General features: G+C 63.9%; 13 protein-coding genes. 11 read left to right on the forward strand and 2 right to left on the reverse strand.

Features of this window, described 5'->3' with window-relative positions; all coding sequences use genetic code 11:
- Positions 1-6: 6 nt before the first annotated feature.
- The 6 genes from FHR27_RS05170 (at position 7) to FHR27_RS05195 (ending at position 6,724) form a co-directional block, all read left to right on the forward strand.
- Complete coding sequence (locus FHR27_RS05170) at positions 7-1,002, forward strand: TRAP transporter substrate-binding protein (protein ID WP_042556101.1); 996 nt, start codon at positions 7-9, stop codon at positions 1,000-1,002.
- A gap of 90 nt (positions 1,003-1,092) precedes the next feature.
- The gene (locus FHR27_RS05175; protein ID WP_179537998.1) at positions 1,093-1,761 is read left to right on the forward strand and encodes a nitroreductase; all 669 of its coding nucleotides are present in this window, start codon (positions 1,093-1,095) and stop codon (positions 1,759-1,761) included.
- Positions 1,762-2,086: 325 nt separating this feature from the next.
- The gene (locus tag FHR27_RS05180; protein WP_179537999.1) at positions 2,087-2,554 is read left to right on the forward strand and encodes a MarR family winged helix-turn-helix transcriptional regulator; all 468 of its coding nucleotides are present in this window, start codon (positions 2,087-2,089) and stop codon (positions 2,552-2,554) included.
- On the forward strand, positions 2,554-3,999 hold the full coding sequence (locus FHR27_RS05185; protein ID WP_179538000.1) for an efflux transporter outer membrane subunit: 1,446 nt from the start codon (positions 2,554-2,556) through the stop codon (positions 3,997-3,999). The genes FHR27_RS05180 and FHR27_RS05185 overlap by 1 nt, the downstream gene beginning before the upstream one ends.
- A gap of 9 nt (positions 4,000-4,008) precedes the next feature.
- Complete coding sequence (locus tag FHR27_RS05190; RefSeq protein WP_042556098.1) at positions 4,009-5,193, forward strand: efflux RND transporter periplasmic adaptor subunit; 1,185 nt, start codon at positions 4,009-4,011, stop codon at positions 5,191-5,193.
- Between the two features lies 1 nt (position 5,194).
- Positions 5,195-6,724 (forward strand): DHA2 family efflux MFS transporter permease subunit, encoded by a 1,530-nt coding sequence (locus FHR27_RS05195; RefSeq protein WP_042556097.1) that lies wholly within the window; start codon positions 5,195-5,197, stop codon positions 6,722-6,724.
- A gap of 190 nt (positions 6,725-6,914) precedes the next feature.
- On the opposite strand, the gene FHR27_RS05200 is transcribed toward FHR27_RS05195, so the two are convergent.
- Both FHR27_RS05200 and FHR27_RS05205 read right to left on the reverse strand, forming a co-directional pair.
- The gene (locus FHR27_RS05200) at positions 6,915-7,850 is read right to left on the reverse strand and encodes a hydroxymethylglutaryl-CoA lyase (protein WP_179538001.1); all 936 of its coding nucleotides are present in this window, start codon (positions 7,848-7,850) and stop codon (positions 6,915-6,917) included.
- Positions 7,851-8,117: 267 nt separating this feature from the next.
- The gene (locus tag FHR27_RS05205; protein ID WP_042556095.1) at positions 8,118-9,323 is read right to left on the reverse strand and encodes a CaiB/BaiF CoA transferase family protein; all 1,206 of its coding nucleotides are present in this window, start codon (positions 9,321-9,323) and stop codon (positions 8,118-8,120) included.
- Positions 9,324-9,501: 178 nt separating this feature from the next.
- Here FHR27_RS05205 and FHR27_RS05210 point away from each other — a divergent pair, with 178 nt between their 5' ends.
- From FHR27_RS05210 to dctM, 5 genes are all read left to right on the forward strand, one after another.
- Positions 9,502-10,431: a LysR family transcriptional regulator gene (locus FHR27_RS05210; RefSeq protein WP_042556131.1), complete on the forward strand. Its 930-nt coding sequence runs from the start codon at positions 9,502-9,504 to the stop codon at positions 10,429-10,431.
- Positions 10,432-10,522: 91 nt separating this feature from the next.
- Positions 10,523-11,527: a DctP family TRAP transporter solute-binding subunit gene (locus FHR27_RS05215; protein ID WP_042556094.1), complete on the forward strand. Its 1,005-nt coding sequence runs from the start codon at positions 10,523-10,525 to the stop codon at positions 11,525-11,527.
- A 13-nt stretch (positions 11,528-11,540) separates the two neighbouring features.
- Positions 11,541-11,933: a VOC family protein gene (locus FHR27_RS05220; RefSeq protein ID WP_042556093.1), complete on the forward strand. Its 393-nt coding sequence runs from the start codon at positions 11,541-11,543 to the stop codon at positions 11,931-11,933.
- Positions 11,934-12,252: 319 nt separating this feature from the next.
- Positions 12,253-12,885: a TRAP transporter small permease gene (locus FHR27_RS05225; RefSeq protein WP_179538002.1), complete on the forward strand. Its 633-nt coding sequence runs from the start codon at positions 12,253-12,255 to the stop codon at positions 12,883-12,885.
- Positions 12,882-14,165 (forward strand): C4-dicarboxylate TRAP transporter large permease protein DctM, encoded by a 1,284-nt coding sequence (gene dctM, locus FHR27_RS05230; RefSeq protein WP_042555999.1) that lies wholly within the window; start codon positions 12,882-12,884, stop codon positions 14,163-14,165. Before FHR27_RS05225 ends, dctM begins: the two co-directional genes overlap by 4 nt.
- The last annotated feature ends 44 nt before the right edge of the window (positions 14,166-14,209 follow it).

The raw sequence follows: 14,209 nt of genomic DNA on the forward strand, positions 1-14,209 counted from the left end.
ACACCCATGCTCAAGCTATCCCTCAAGGCGCTGGTCTGCGCTGTGTCGCTTTCCGTGGTTGGCGCGTTGCACGCTGCTGATCCCATAAGCATCAAGTTCGCCCACGTGGTTGCCGAGCACACGCCCAAGGGCCAGGGCGCGCTGCTGTTCAAGAAGCTGGCCGAGGAGCGCCTGCCCGGCCGGGTCAAGGTGGAGGTCTATCCGAACTCCTCGCTGTTCGGTGATGGCAAGGAAATGGAAGCGCTGCTGCTCGGTGACGTGCAACTGCTGGCGCCTTCGCTGGCCAAGTTCGAGCACTACGCCAAGCCGATTCAGATCTATGACCTGCCGTTCCTGTTCGACAACATGGAGGCGGTCGACCGCTTTCAGGCCAGCGAGCAGGGCAAGGCACTGCTGACCAGCATGGAAGGCAAGGGCATCACCGGCCTGGCCTATTGGCACAACGGCTTGAAGCAATTGTCGTCCAACAAGGCGATGCACGAGCCCAAGGATGCTCGTGGCCTGAAATTCCGCGTACAGGCTTCCGCGGTGCTCGACGAGCAGTTCAAGGTGCTGCGTGCCGCGCCACGCAAGATGAGCTTCGCCGAGGTCTATCAGGGCCTGCAGACCGGGGTGGTCAACGGTACCGAGAACACCTGGTCGAACTACTTCAGCCAGAAGGTGCATGAGGTGCAGCCGTTCTTCACCGAATCCAACCATGGCCTGATCGATTACATGGTGATCACCAATACCAAGTTCTGGAACAGCCTGCCGGAGGATGTACGCAGCGAGCTGGACACGATCATGGTCGAGGTGACTGCCGAGGTTAACCGGCAGGCCGACGAGCTCAACAAGGAAGCTCGTGCCGCCATCGTCAAGGCGGGCACCAGCGAGATCATCCAACTGACCCCAGAGCAACGCGAACAGTGGCGCGAAGCCATGCGCCCGGTATGGAAGAAATTCGAAAGCGATATCGGTGCCGACCTGATCAAGGCTGCCGAGGCGTCCAACCAGGCGCAGTGATCGACTACCGTTCGTGCAGCACCGCAGGCCGCTTCCATCAGGAGGCGGCCTTTGTTTTGATGGGCTATTCATCACCAGCGAGGAGAGCGGATGAACGTCAGCCAGGCACTACGTGAGCGGCGCAGCACACGGGCCTTTCTGGATCGCCCGGTGGCGACTGAACTGCTGCGCGGATTGCTCGAGCAGGCAGCCCGCGCGCCTTCCAGCGGCAACCTGCAGCCCTGGCGCATCCATGTGCTGCAGGGCGAGGCGCTGGAGCGTTTCCGCCAGCACATCGCCTTGCGGCTGCAGGACGATCCGCAGCCCGATCCTGCGGATTACCCTGTGTACCCGCAGCCGCTGCAGGAGCCCTATCGCACCTCACGGTTCGAAGTAGGCGAGCAGATGTACGCGCTGCTCGGCATTGGCCGTGAAGACAAGGCTGCGCGCCTGGCCTGGTTCGCCCGTAACTTCCGCTTTTTCGAGGCGCCCTGTGCGCTGTTCTTTTCCGTCGACCGCTGCATGGGGCCGGGGCAGTGGGCCGATCTGGGCATGTATCAGCAGAGCCTGATGTTGTTGCTCGAGGAGCACGGCCTGGACAGCTGCCCGCAGGCTTGCTGGGCGCGATACCACCTGAGCGTCGAGCGTTTCCTGCAGATACCCGCCGAGCACATGCTGCACTGCGCCATCGCCGTGGGCTATGGCGACCCCGACGCGCCGGTCAATCGACTGGTCAGCGAACGCTTGCCCCTGGAGGCGTTCTGCACCTTCGTGGAATGAGCAGGGCGGAGCGACCAGGGAATGGCTGGGTCTGAACCAATCCCTGGGTGTCGCCACGCTCGACGCCGGCTACCCGATCGCAGCCAGGGTCGAGCCTGCGACACCCAGGGCAATCGCTTCCGTTCCAGTTCCCTCCATCACCCCCGTAACAGTCGTCCCCGCCAAATCCCCTGAACCCATCGAACCCCCAGGCAGTCCTTTCAAAACCACCAAATATTTCAAAGTATTTCTGAAATTGATAACAAGTATTACGAAATGTAATTGGGCTATTCGCTGCCTGGGCAGTAATCTGCATGGCATTCACTGCCTGGGCAGGTAATTTTCGATGCCACATTTCGACCGCGAACGGTTCTCGCTGCAGCACTCACCCGGCCACCTCATTGCGCTGATCAATCAGCTCAAGGACCGCATGCTGGAACGCCATCTGGTGGATCACGGCGTGACTGCCGCGCAGTTCAAGGTGGTGCTGCTGATCAGCCAGAGCCGCGCCAGCACGCCCGCCGATCTGGTCCGTTTGCTCAGCCTCGACAGCGGGGCGATGACCCGCATGCTCGATCGCCTGGAGCAGAAGGGCCTGCTGACTCGCGAGCGCAGCTCGGAGGATCGCCGCCAGGTGCGCCTCACGCTCACCGAGGCGGGCAATGCCCTCGGCGTGCGCGTGCCGCAGATCGCCGCGGATGCCACCAATGAGCTGACCGGCTGCCTGAGCCGCACCGAACTCGACGAATTCCAACGCCTGTTGAAAAAAATGCTGATGGCCGCCGATGCGTTGCCGCACGTGCCAGGAGAATGATGAACACCATGCCGTTGCGTACCCCACTGACCCTGATTTTCAGCGCTTTGCTGCTGGCCGCCTGTGCCTCGCAGGAGGGCCTGCACACCGAAGGTCATACCCTGGATGCCGCCAGCCTGCAGGGGCAGACCTTTACCGCCAACCTGTCTCCGGCTGCCTGGCCGGCGAGCGACTGGTGGAATCGCCTGGGTGATTCGCAGTTGAGCGGGCTGATCGAAGAAGCCCTGCGCAGCAACCCGGACCTGCAGGTAGCCGATGCCCGTGCCCGCCAGGCCAACGCTGCCGTACTGGCCGCCGATGCGCAGCGCCAGCCGACCCTGGACGCCAACGCCAACGTCACCCGATCTCGATCCGCCCGGGTCGATGACCCCAGCGGGCAGGGCGGCCGTTACGGCACTTTGCGCAGTCTGTCGCTGGAGGGTGGCTACCGCTTCGATCTGTGGGGTGGCGAGCGTGCCGCCTGGGAAGCAGCGCTGGGCCGTGCCCGTGCCAGTGAAGTGGATCGCCAGGGCGCGCGCCTGACCCTGGCCGCCGACGTCACCCGTGCCTACAACGACCTCGGCCTGGCCTACGCCACTCAGGATCTTGCCGAGCAGGACCTCAAACGCAGCCGCGACATGCTCGACCTGGCCCGCAGCCGGGTCGATGCCGGCCTCGACAGCGAATACCAGTTGCAACAGACCCAGAGCCTGGAAGCCGCCGCCGAAGCCAGCCTGACCGCCGCCACCCAGCAGGTGGACAGTGCGCGCATTCGCCTGGCCGTGATGCTCGGCCAGGGCCCGGATCGCGGCGCCACGCTGCCCCGTCCGCAGCTGATCGCCCCCACGGCGGTCAGCTTGCCGGCCAACGTGCCGGCCGAACTGCTCGGTCGTCGCCCTGATCTGGTCGCCGCGCGCTGGCGTGTCGAGGCCGCCACCCGCGACATCGATGCCAGCAAGGCCGATTTCTATCCCAACCTCAACCTGAGTGTTGCCGCTGGCAGCAAGTCGCTGCTCGGCGATGCCATGTTCGGTGGTGCCAGCCGCTTCTTCAGCGTTGGCCCGGCTCTCAGCCTGCCGATCTTCGACGGTGGCGCTCGGCGCGCCGCGCTGGCTGGGCGCAACGCCGATTACGACGTGGCCGTGGCGCAGTACAACCAGACCCTGGTTGGCGCGCTGGGCGATATCGGCGATGGCATCAGCCGCATTCGTTCCCTCGAACAGCAGATCGAGCAGCAGCAACGGGCCCGTGACATCGCCCGCAGTTCCTACGACATCGCCATGCAGCGCTATGCCGATGGCATCGGCAATTACCTCGATGCGCTGAGCGTCGAGCAGCAACTGCTGCAGAGCGAACGTCAACTGGCCAATCTGCGTGCCGAGCGTATCGACGCGTCGGTGCTGCTGATGCAGGCCCTGGGTGGTGGCTTCGAGGCTGCCGCTCCGTCATCCACTTCCGCACGCTGAGTACTCGCCATGACCGAATCTCAAGCCACTCCCGCCGCCCCTAATTCGGGCAAGCGCAAACGCCTGCTGCTGGGCCTCGGCGTCATCGTCGTGCTGTGCAGCGTGGCGATCTTCGCCTACCACGAGCTGTACGGCCGTTTCTACGAAGAGACCGACGACGCCTACGTCGGCGGCAATCTGGTGCAGATCACCCCGCAGATCACCGGCACCGTCACGCGCATCGCCGTGGATGACGGTGACTATGTCGAAGCCGGTCAGCCGCTGGTGTGGCTGGACCCGGCCGATACCCAGGTGGCCCAGCAGAGCGCCGAGGCCAACCTGGCGCGTACGGTGCGCCAGGTGCGCGGGTTGTACAGCAACGTCGACAGCTACAAGGCCCAGGTGGCCTCGCGCAAGATCGACGTGCAGCGCGCCAAGGCCGACTATCAGCGACGCGTGACCCTGGCCAGCAAAGGCGCGATTTCCCGTGAGGAACTGGCCCACGCCCAGGACACCCTGAGCAGCGCGCAGAGTGCGCTGACCTCCGCCCAGCAGCAGTTGGACACCAACCAGGCGCTGGTCGATGACACCGTTATCGCTTCCCACCCGGACGTGAAAAGTGCCGCCGCACAATTGCGCCAGGCCTTTCTCAACAACGCCCGCAGCACCCTGGTGGCACCGGTCAGCGGTTACGTGGCACGCCGTTCGGTGCAGGTCGGCAGCCGCATTCAGCCCGGTACCGCGCTGATGGCCGTGGTGCCGCTGCATGAAATCTGGATCGACGCCAACTTCAAGGAAACCCAGCTGCGCGAGATGCGCATCGGCCAGCCGGTGACCGTCGAGGCCGATCTTTATGGCGATGAAGTGACCTATCAGGGCCACGTCGAGAGCCTCGGCGTAGGTACCGGCAGCGCCTTCTCCCTGCTGCCGGCGCAGAACGCCAGCGGCAACTGGATCAAGATCGTGCAGCGTCTGCCCGTGCGCATCCGCCTGGACGAAGAAGCGCTGCAGAGCCATCCGCTGCGCATCGGCCTGTCCACCGCGGTAACCGTGGACCTGCACGACCAGAGCGGTGCCCAGCTGTCCACCCAGATGCCGAGTGAGCCGCGCTTCAGTACCGCCGTCTACGACGCGCCGCTGGTCGAGGCCGATGCGCTGATCGAACGCATCATCCACGCCAATGGCCCGGCCCAGGCCTCAACGGCTCGGGGCTGACATGAGCGACGCCAACTTTCGCCCGGCCAGCATGCTGCTGGCCACCATCGGCATCTCCCTGGCGACCTTCATGCAGGTGCTCGACACCACCATCGCCAACGTCGCCTTGCCAACCATTTCCGGCAATCTGGGGGTCAGTTCGGAGCAGGGCACCTGGGTCATTACCTCGTTCGCCGTGTGCAACGCCATCGCCTTGCCGCTGACCGGCTGGCTGGCGCGGCGCTTTGGCGAGGTGAAGCTGTTCCTCGCCGCGGTGGTGCTGTTCGTGATCACCTCGTTTCTCTGCGGGATCGCCCGTTCGATGCCCGAACTGGTGGTGTTCCGCGCCCTGCAGGGGCTGGTCGCCGGCCCGCTGTATCCCATGGCGCAAACCCTGCTATTGGCGATCTTCCCCAGCGCCAAGCGGGGCATGGCCCTGGCGCTGCTGGCGATGGTCACGGTGGTCGCGCCGATCATCGGGCCGATTGCCGGCGGCTGGATCACCGACAGTTACAGCTGGCCGTGGATCTTCTTCATCAACATACCGATCGGCATTCTGGCCACCTTCGTGGTCTGGGCGCAGTTGCGCAAACGGCCGGAAACCATCGTCCACCAGCCCATCGACTACATTGGCCTGGCGTTGCTGGTGCTGGGGGTCGGCATGCTGCAGGTGGTGCTCGACAAGGGCAACGACCTGGACTGGTTCGAGTCGACCTTCATCCAGATCGGTACGGCCGTGTCGGTGGTCTCGCTGGTGGCGCTGGTGATCTGGGAACTGACCGATCAGCATCCGATCATCAACCTGCGCCTGTTCATGTACCGCAACTTCACCTTCGGTACCCTGGCGCTGGTGCTCGGTTACTCCGGGTTCTTCGGCATCAACCTGCTGCTGCCGCAGTGGCTGCAGACCCAGTTGGGTTACACGCCGATCTGGGCCGGGCTCGCGGCAGCGCCGATCGGCATCCTGCCGCTGTTCCTGTCGCCGCTGGTGGGCAAGTACGCGCACAAGTTCGACCTGCGCCTGCTGGCCGGCGGATCGTTCCTGGTGATTGGCGCGTCGTGCTTCATGCGGGCCTCGTTCAACACCGAGGTGGACTATCGGCATATCGCCGAGGTGCAGGTGTTCATGGGCCTGGGAATCGCGCTGTTCTTCATGCCCACCACCAGCATCCTGCTCTCCAGCCTGCCGCCGAAGGACATCGCCGACGGCTCCGGCCTGGCCACCTTCCTGCGCGTACTGGGCGGTAGCTTCGCGTCGTCGCTGACCACCTGGATCTGGCATCGCCGGGAGATCTATCACCACGCGCAACTGACCGAGCACGTCACGCCCTACGATCCGGCCACCCACCAGTATCTGGAGCAGCTAGGCGGCGCCTCGCAATCGGCCTACCTGCAGATCGACCGGGTGGTGGAGAGTCAGGCCTACATGCTCTCGACCGTGGATTACTTCACGCTGATGGGCTGGCTGTTCTTTGGCCTTATCCTGATCATCTACCTGGCCAAGCCGCCGTTCTCCGCCAAGGGCGCAGCGGAGTCGGGCGGGGGGCATTGAAAGCCGCGTTCACGCGCTAATGAATGAGCCGGTAGGAGCCGGCTTGCCGGCGATTGGTGGCCGTGATGCGGCTTGGGCTAAATGGCCGCAATCGCTTCGCCCGCAAGCAGGCTCCTACATCCGGCATGTAGCCCGGCGTTGAGCGCAGCGATACCCGTGAATGGTGGTGGAATAACAGCCACATCCGCGATCAGGCGCTCGCCTCGCTCATCCATTTCGGTTTCGGATAACGGCGTTCTGATGTGCCGGCCTTGAGGATCGCACCCGGCACGTCGTGGCCGATCAGGTCGGGCAGGGTGGCAGCGGCGGCCAGCAGGGCATCCAGATTCACACCGGTATCCAGGCCCATGCGCTGGAACATGTGCACCAGATCTTCCGTGCAGATATTGCCGCTGGCGCCCGGCGCATAGGGGCAGCCGCCGAGCCCGCCGAGCGATGCGTCGAAGCGGTCGATACCGGCGTTCAGCGCTGCCAGGGCGTTGGCCAGGCCCATGCCACGGGTATTGTGAAAATGCGCGGTGAACACCGCCTCGGGCCAGCGCTGCAGCGACTCGCGACAGATGCGTTCGACCTGGGCGGGATCGGCCATGCCGGTGGTGTCGCAGAGGGTCACGCCCTGCACGCCGAGATCGAGCAGGCGCTGGGTCAGCTCATGGACGCGCACCTCGGGCACCGCGCCCTCGAAGGGGCAGCCAAAGGTGGTCGACAGCGAGGCGTTGATGAACACCGCGCTGCCGCGAGTGACCTCGATGATCTCGCGAAACTGCGTCAGGGACTGTTCCGGTGTCATGCGCAGGTTGGCCAGGCCGTGGGTGTCGCTGGCCGACATCACCAGGTTGATCTCGTCCACCTGGCACGAAAGCGCCCGCTCGCAGCCGCGCACGTTGGGTACCAGCACGGTGTATTCCACCCCGTCGACACGCTGGATGCCGCGCATCACTTCTTCGGCGTCGCGCAGGTTGGGGATCGCCTTGGGCGAGGTGAACGAGGTGACTTCGATCTTCGCCAGGCCGGTCTGCGACAGTTTGTCGATGAGGGCGATCTTGGCTTCGCTCGGCACGAAGGCCGCTTCGATCTGGAAGCCGTCACGGGTGGCGACGTCCTGGATATAGAGGCGTTTGGTCATGGTGAGATCCTGATTATGTCGGTGCGTAGCATGGGTATCGCCGCGCTCAACCCAGGCTACGGGCTGCGGCTCGTAGGGTGGATCGGGGCACGTAGCTGATGCTTCATCCGTCCACCACAGCGATTGCATGTAAGAGGCTGGCCAAGCTTCCTTCGCTCTGCGGCACATTTGGTGGACAAGCTCCGCGTTGTCCACCCTACGAATCCGTTGTGGCGTAGGGTGGATGGCGTTTTATCCATCCACCGTTACAGGGCATGTCGGGATTTCTCAGATAATCCCGCGCTCGCGCAGGCCCTTGACCTGCTCGTCGCTCAGGCCCAAGCCGGCCAAGACGTCATCGGTGTGTTCGCCGAGCTGCGGGCCACCTTCGCCGATGCGGCCTGGCGTGCGGCTGAGTTTCGGCAGCACGCCCGGCACTTTCAGCGGGCCGGCGCTGGTGCTTACCGTCTCGATCATCTGCCGGGCCAGGTAATGGGGGTCGCTGACGATATCGGCGGCGGTGTAGGGATAGCCCGCCGGCACCCGCGCGCCCTTGAGCGCGTCGATCACCTCATCGCGGCCGCGCTGGGCAGTCCATTCGCCAATGGCGGCATCGATCATCTCGGCGTGCTGGCTGCGCCCGTCGTTCTGCGCCAGGCGCGGATCGTCGGCCAGATCGGTGCGGCCGATCAGGTTCATCAGACGCTTGTAGATGCTGTCGCCATTGCCGGCGATCAGCACGTAGCTGCCGTCGTTGCACGGGTAGGAGTTGGAGGGCGTGATACCGGGCAAGGCGCTGCCGGCCGGTTCCCGCACGTAACCGAAGGCATCGTATTCGGGCACCAGGCTTTCCATCATCGCGAACACCGATTCGTACAGGGCGACGTCGATCTGCTGGCCCTGGCCGCTGTGGTTGCGCTCCTGCAGGGCGAGCAGTACGCCGATCACCCCATACAGCGATGACAGCGAGTCGCCGATGCTCACCCCGACCCGCACCGGCGCCTGGCCGGGGTAGCCGGACAGGTGGCGCAGGCCGCCCATGGCTTCGCCGATCACGCCGAAGCCTGGTAGGTCGCGGTAGGGGCCGGTCTGCCCATAGCCGGAGATGCGCAGCATGATCAGCCGCGGGTTGATGCGTGACAGTTCGTCCCAGCCCAGGCCCCATTCCTCCAACGTGCCGGGGCGGAAGTTCTCCACCAGGATGTCGGCTTCGGCGACCAGGCGGCGGACGATGTCCTGGCCTTCGGCTTCCTTGAGGTTGAGGGTCAGCGACTGCTTGTTGCGTGACTGCACGTGCCACCAGAGCGAGGTGCCGTCCTTGATCTTGCGCCATTTGCGCAGCGGGTCGCCGATACCTGGCGGTTCGATCTTGATCACCTCGGCACCGAACTCGCCGAGCATCTTGCTGGCGAACGGGCCGGCAATCAGCTGGCCCATTTCGATGACCTTGAGCCCGGCCAGGGCCATGGGTGTAACGGTTGAGTCGACAGACATGTGCGAATTCCCGATGACTTGGGTCGATGGCGGCGAGCATCGCCCACGGCGGGCCTGGCCGCAATCAGTCAATCGTCAAGTCTGGCTTCGTATCTCGCGAAGGCTTATGGTGTTGCCGCTCCTGCCCGGCGCCAGCCGCTGCGGTGAGCCTTTCGCCAATCACGAAGCGGAGCTTGCCATGCGCGTGGATTTTCTGACCCTCAAGCTGTTCGTGGCCATTGCCGATGAGCGCAGCCTGACCCGGGCCGCCGAGCGCGAGCACCTGGCGCTGGCCGCGGTGAGCAAGCGCATCAGCGACCTCGAAGCGCACCTGCGCACGCCGTTGCTGTATCGCCAGCCAAAGGGCGTAGCCTTGACGCCAGCGGGCGATGCGCTGCTGCACCACGCGCGCAACCTGCTGGACAACATCCAGCACATGCAGGCCGACCTCAGCGAGTTCAGCGAAGGTATCAACGGCCATGTGCGCATCCACGCCAACACCTCGGCGGTGATCGCCTTTCTGCCCGAGGATCTCAGCGCCTTCACCGCCCAGCACCCGCAGATTCGTATCGATCTGGAAGAGCGGGTCAGCAGCGAGATCGTCCACGCCGTGCGCGAGGGGCTGACCGATATCGGCATCTTCGCCGGCCATGTGCAGGCCGATGGCGTGCAGGTCTTTCCCTACCGCCGCGATCGGCTGGTGCTGGTGGTGCCGAGCGAGCATCCCCTGGCGACGCGTGAACGAGTGACGCTGCTGGAGACCGTGGGCTACGACTTCATCGGCCTGCAGAAAGAGGCGTCGCTGCACGCCCTGATCAGCGAGGCCGCGCAGCAGGTAGGCGCGCATTTGCGGGTGCGCATCCAGGTACGCAGCTTCGAGGCGATCTGCCGAATGATCCACACCGGCATGGGGATCGGCATCCTCCCCGAGCAGGCGGTGCGCACCTATCTGCCGGGCATGGCGGTACGTGCCGTGGAGATCGAGGATGCCTGGGCGATCCGCGAGTTGAACATCTGCGTACGGCACTACGACAACCTCTCGTTGATCGCTCGGCAGATGGTCGATCATCTCGCTAGCGGCTCTGCCTTCGGCAATGGCGAAGGCAGGCTTGGCCAATCAAGAATTTAGTCGCCCTCGGCGCTGCAGTAGAGTTCGTCGCGAACAAAGGCATCCGGCAGGGCACTGACCCGCCGCACTAACAACAACAGGAGATCGCCTCATGTCCCGCCTACTCTCGCGCAGCTTGTCCTGCGTGCTGCTTTCCACCGCCATGGCCTTCGGCGGCGCCGCGCAGGCGGAAGAAATCGTCATCAAGTTCGCCCACGTCGCTTCCGACCAGACGCCCAAGGGGCAGGGCGCGCGCATGCTGCAGAAACTGGTCAAGGAACGCCTGGCGGGCAAGGCGCGCGTGGAGGTGTACCCGAACTCTTCGTTGTTCGGCGATGGCAAGGAGATGGAGGCGCTGTTGCTCGGTGACGTGCAACTGCTGGCGCCTGCGCCGGTGAAGCTGGAGAAGTATCAGCCACGGGTGCAGATCTTCGATCTGATGTTCCTGTTCGACAACGCGGCTGCGTCCCAGCGTTTCGAGCAGTCGGCCAAGGGCCAGGAGTTGCTGCACAGCCTGGAGAACAACGGCATTCTTGGCCTGGCCTACTGGCTCAACGGCATGCGTCAGTTCACCGCCAACAAGCCACTACATGTGCCGAGCGACGCCCGGGGCATGAAATTTCGCGTGCAGCCTTCGGACCTGCAGGCCGCGCAGATCAGTGCGCTGCGTGCGGTGCCGCGCAAGATGGCCTTCGCGGAGATCTATCAGGGCCTGCAGACCGGGGTGATCAACGCCTCCGACAACCCCTGGTCGAACATCTACAGCCAGCGCCATTATGAAGTGCAGCAGTACATGATCGAATCCAACCATGCCGTCGGCAACTACATGCTGATCACTAACGCGGCATTCTGGAACGGCCTGCCAGAGGATGTGCGCGGAGAGCTGAAAACCATCATCGACGAGGTCACCGTCGAGGTGAATCGCCAGGCGCTGGCGCTCAACGAGAAGGACAAGGAGCAGATCCTGGCCAGCGGCAAGCATGAGCTGATCACCCTCAGCGACGAGGAGCGGGCCCAATGGCGCGAAGTCATGCGGCCGATCTGGAAAGACTATGAAGGGAAGATCGGCAGCGACCTGATCGAAGCGGCCCAGGCTGCCAATGCTGCCGCCAACTAGAACGGAGACCGCCATGCTCGACCATCTTGATCATCTGGTACTGACCGCTACCGACGCCGATGCGACCACGCACTTCTATGTCGAGGTGCTGGGCATGCGCCTGGAGACCTTCGGCAATGGCCGCAAGGCGTTCTGCTTCGGTAATCAGAAGATCAACCTGCACGTGCGTGGCCAGGAGTTCGAGCCCAAGGCTCACCTGCCGGTGCCGGGTGCGCTGGACCTGTGCTTCATCGCCAGCCAGCCTCTGGAAGAGGTGATCGCGCATCTGCAGCGAGTCGGCTGGCCGATCATCGAAGGACCGGTGATGCGCACCGGCGCCACGGGTCCGATCCGTTCGGTGTACCTGCGCGACCCTGACCTGAACCTGATCGAGATAGCTGAGTTGGTCGGGCAGCGGAACGTGTAGAAGCGGCCGATGGCATGACCTGTAGGGGCTTGGGGGGCGCCTAGCCCTTGCTGGCGATGCGATTGTTGATACAACACCGTATCGGCGGTGGCTCTGATCGCCAGCGAGCTGGCTCCTACACGAGAACCGCGGCCGACCGCTATCGCCACTTTCTAGCCGTTAGGTTTTTCCGCACGGATGCCTCCAGTGCTTTGCCACTAAAGGCTATTCGCCCACGCCGAAGGCCGCGTTTACCAATCGTGAATATCTGCCCGCCAGACGGCGGGGTTAGAGTCGGCTTGCCAAAACAATTACAACAACTCTCTCTGGGAGACCGCTGATGACAGCTTTGCAGCGCCTGTGGGATCAGCTGGAGGAAATCGCCGTGGCGTTTCTCCTCGCGGCGATGACCCTGGTCACCTTCTCGTACGTGGTATTCAACAACCTCTACGGCGTTTTCTACGCCCTGGGTGATTCCCTGCCGTTCGCCAACGATGCGATGTTCAGCATTGGCGACGGCATCCTTTATGTCGCCCAGGAAATGACCTGGAGCGTGGCCCTGACCAAGGCCATGTTCGGCTGGCTGATCTTCGTCGGTCTGGCCTGGGGCGTGCGCATCGGTGCGCACATCGGCGTCGACCTGCTGGTGCGCATGTTCAAGCCTGCCCTGCAGAAAACCGTGGCGATCATCGCCCTGATCATCTGCCTGGCGTATTGCGCGCTGATGGCCTACTCCAGCGAGCAGTGGGTCGCGGTGCTGTTCAACATCGGCACCGGTGCCGAGGATCTGGATCGCTTCGGCGTCCAGCAGTGGCACATCGTGATGATCGTGCCGATTGGCTTCTCTCTCATGTTCCTGCGTTTCGCCCAGGTATTGGTGCGGGTGATCCAGGACAAGCAGATTGGTTTTGGTGGTCACGGCGAAGTCGAAGACGCCATCAAACTCGCCGAAGAGACGGAGGCTAAACGATGACCATCGCATTTCTGTTCGTCGCCCTGTTCGCGCTGATGTTCATCGGCATTCCGGTGGCGATTTCCCTGGGTTTGTCCGGGGCCATGACCATCCTGTTCTTCAGCAACGACTCGGTGCGTTCGCTGGCGATCAAGCTGTTCGAGACCAGCGAGCACTACACGCTGCTGGCGATTCCGTTCTTCCTGCTGTCGGGCGCGTTCATGACCAGCGGCGGCGTGGCCCGTCGGCTGATCGATTTCGCCAACGCCTGCGTCGGCCATATCAAGGGTGGCCTGGCCATCGCCGCGATCCTGGCGTGCATGCTGTTCGCCGCGCTGAGCGGCTCGTCGCCGGCCACGGTGGCGGCGGTCGGTTCGATCGTCATCGCCGGCATGGTGCGCTCGGGCTACAAGAAGGAGTTCGCCGCCGGTATCGTCTGTAACGCCGGTACCCTGGGCATCCTGATTCCGCCGTCGATCGTCATGGTGGTCTACGCCACCGCGACCGAGACCTCGGTGGGCAAGCTGTTCATGGCCGGCGTGGTGCCGGGGCTGCTGCTGGGCGTGTTCCTGATGATCACCATCTACATCATCGCCCGGGTGAAGAACATGCCGTCGCTGCCGCGGGCGTCGATGAGCGAGATCCTCACTGCCGGGCGCAAGGCCGGCTGGGGGCTGGCGCTGATCGTGATCATCCTCGGCGGCATCTACTCGGGCATGTTCACGCCGACCGAGGCCGCTGCGGTGGCAGCGGTGTACGCGGCCTTCGTGGCGATCTTCATCTACAAGGACATGACCGTTCGCGAGTGCCCGAAGGTGTTCGTCGAGGCCGGCAAGCTGAGCGTGGTGCTGATGTTCATCATCGCCAACGCCATGCTGTTCGCCCACGTGCTGACCACCGAGCAGATCCCGCAGTCGATCACCGCCTGGGTCGTCGACCAGGGCTTCAGCCCGATCGAGTTCCTGATCGTGGTGAACATCGTGCTGCTGATCGCCGGCACCTTCATGGAGCCGTCGGCGATCATCCTGATCCTGGCGCCGATCCTGTTCCCGATCGCCATGCAGCTGGGCATCGACCCGATCCACCTGGGCATCATCATGGTGGTGAACATGGAGATCGGCCTGATCACGCCGCCCACGGGTCTGAACCTGTTCGTCACCTCGGCGGTCACCGGCATGCCGCTGACTCGCGTGGTGCGCGCGGTATCGCCATGGCTGCTGGTGATGCTGGCGTTCCTGATTCTGGTGACCTACGTGCCGTTCATCTCGCTGGGGCTGCCGAACTGGCTGGGCATGAACTGATCACCGACTGAGCAAGGCGCTTCCTGCTCGGCAGGAGGCGCCTG

This window comes from Pseudomonas flavescens, assembly GCF_013408425.1.
GTDB lineage: Bacteria > Pseudomonadota > Gammaproteobacteria > Pseudomonadales > Pseudomonadaceae > Aquipseudomonas > Aquipseudomonas fulva_A.

Excerpts from the sequence above, each read along its gene's own strand:
- FHR27_RS05210 (WP_042556131.1), top strand. The coding sequence starts at position 9,502 with ATGCGCGTGGATTTTCTGACCCTCAAGCTGTTCGTGGCCATTGCCGAT.
- dctM (WP_042555999.1), top strand. The coding sequence starts at position 12,882 with ATGACCATCGCATTTCTGTTCGTCGCCCTGTTCGCGCTGATGTTCATC.
- FHR27_RS05200 (WP_179538001.1), bottom strand. The coding sequence starts at position 7,850 with ATGACCAAACGCCTCTATATCCAGGACGTCGCCACCCGTGACGGCTTC.
- FHR27_RS05170 (WP_042556101.1), top strand. The coding sequence starts at position 7 with ATGCTCAAGCTATCCCTCAAGGCGCTGGTCTGCGCTGTGTCGCTTTCC.
- FHR27_RS05195 (WP_042556097.1), top strand. The coding sequence starts at position 5,195 with ATGAGCGACGCCAACTTTCGCCCGGCCAGCATGCTGCTGGCCACCATC.
- FHR27_RS05215 (WP_042556094.1), top strand. The coding sequence starts at position 10,523 with ATGTCCCGCCTACTCTCGCGCAGCTTGTCCTGCGTGCTGCTTTCCACC.
- FHR27_RS05185 (WP_179538000.1), top strand. The coding sequence starts at position 2,554 with ATGAACACCATGCCGTTGCGTACCCCACTGACCCTGATTTTCAGCGCT.
- FHR27_RS05190 (WP_042556098.1), top strand. The coding sequence starts at position 4,009 with ATGACCGAATCTCAAGCCACTCCCGCCGCCCCTAATTCGGGCAAGCGC.
- FHR27_RS05205 (WP_042556095.1), bottom strand. The coding sequence starts at position 9,323 with ATGTCTGTCGACTCAACCGTTACACCCATGGCCCTGGCCGGGCTCAAG.
- FHR27_RS05225 (WP_179538002.1), top strand. The coding sequence starts at position 12,253 with ATGACAGCTTTGCAGCGCCTGTGGGATCAGCTGGAGGAAATCGCCGTG.
- FHR27_RS05180 (WP_179537999.1), top strand. The coding sequence starts at position 2,087 with ATGCCACATTTCGACCGCGAACGGTTCTCGCTGCAGCACTCACCCGGC.
- FHR27_RS05175 (WP_179537998.1), top strand. The coding sequence starts at position 1,093 with ATGAACGTCAGCCAGGCACTACGTGAGCGGCGCAGCACACGGGCCTTT.
- FHR27_RS05220 (WP_042556093.1), top strand. The coding sequence starts at position 11,541 with ATGCTCGACCATCTTGATCATCTGGTACTGACCGCTACCGACGCCGAT.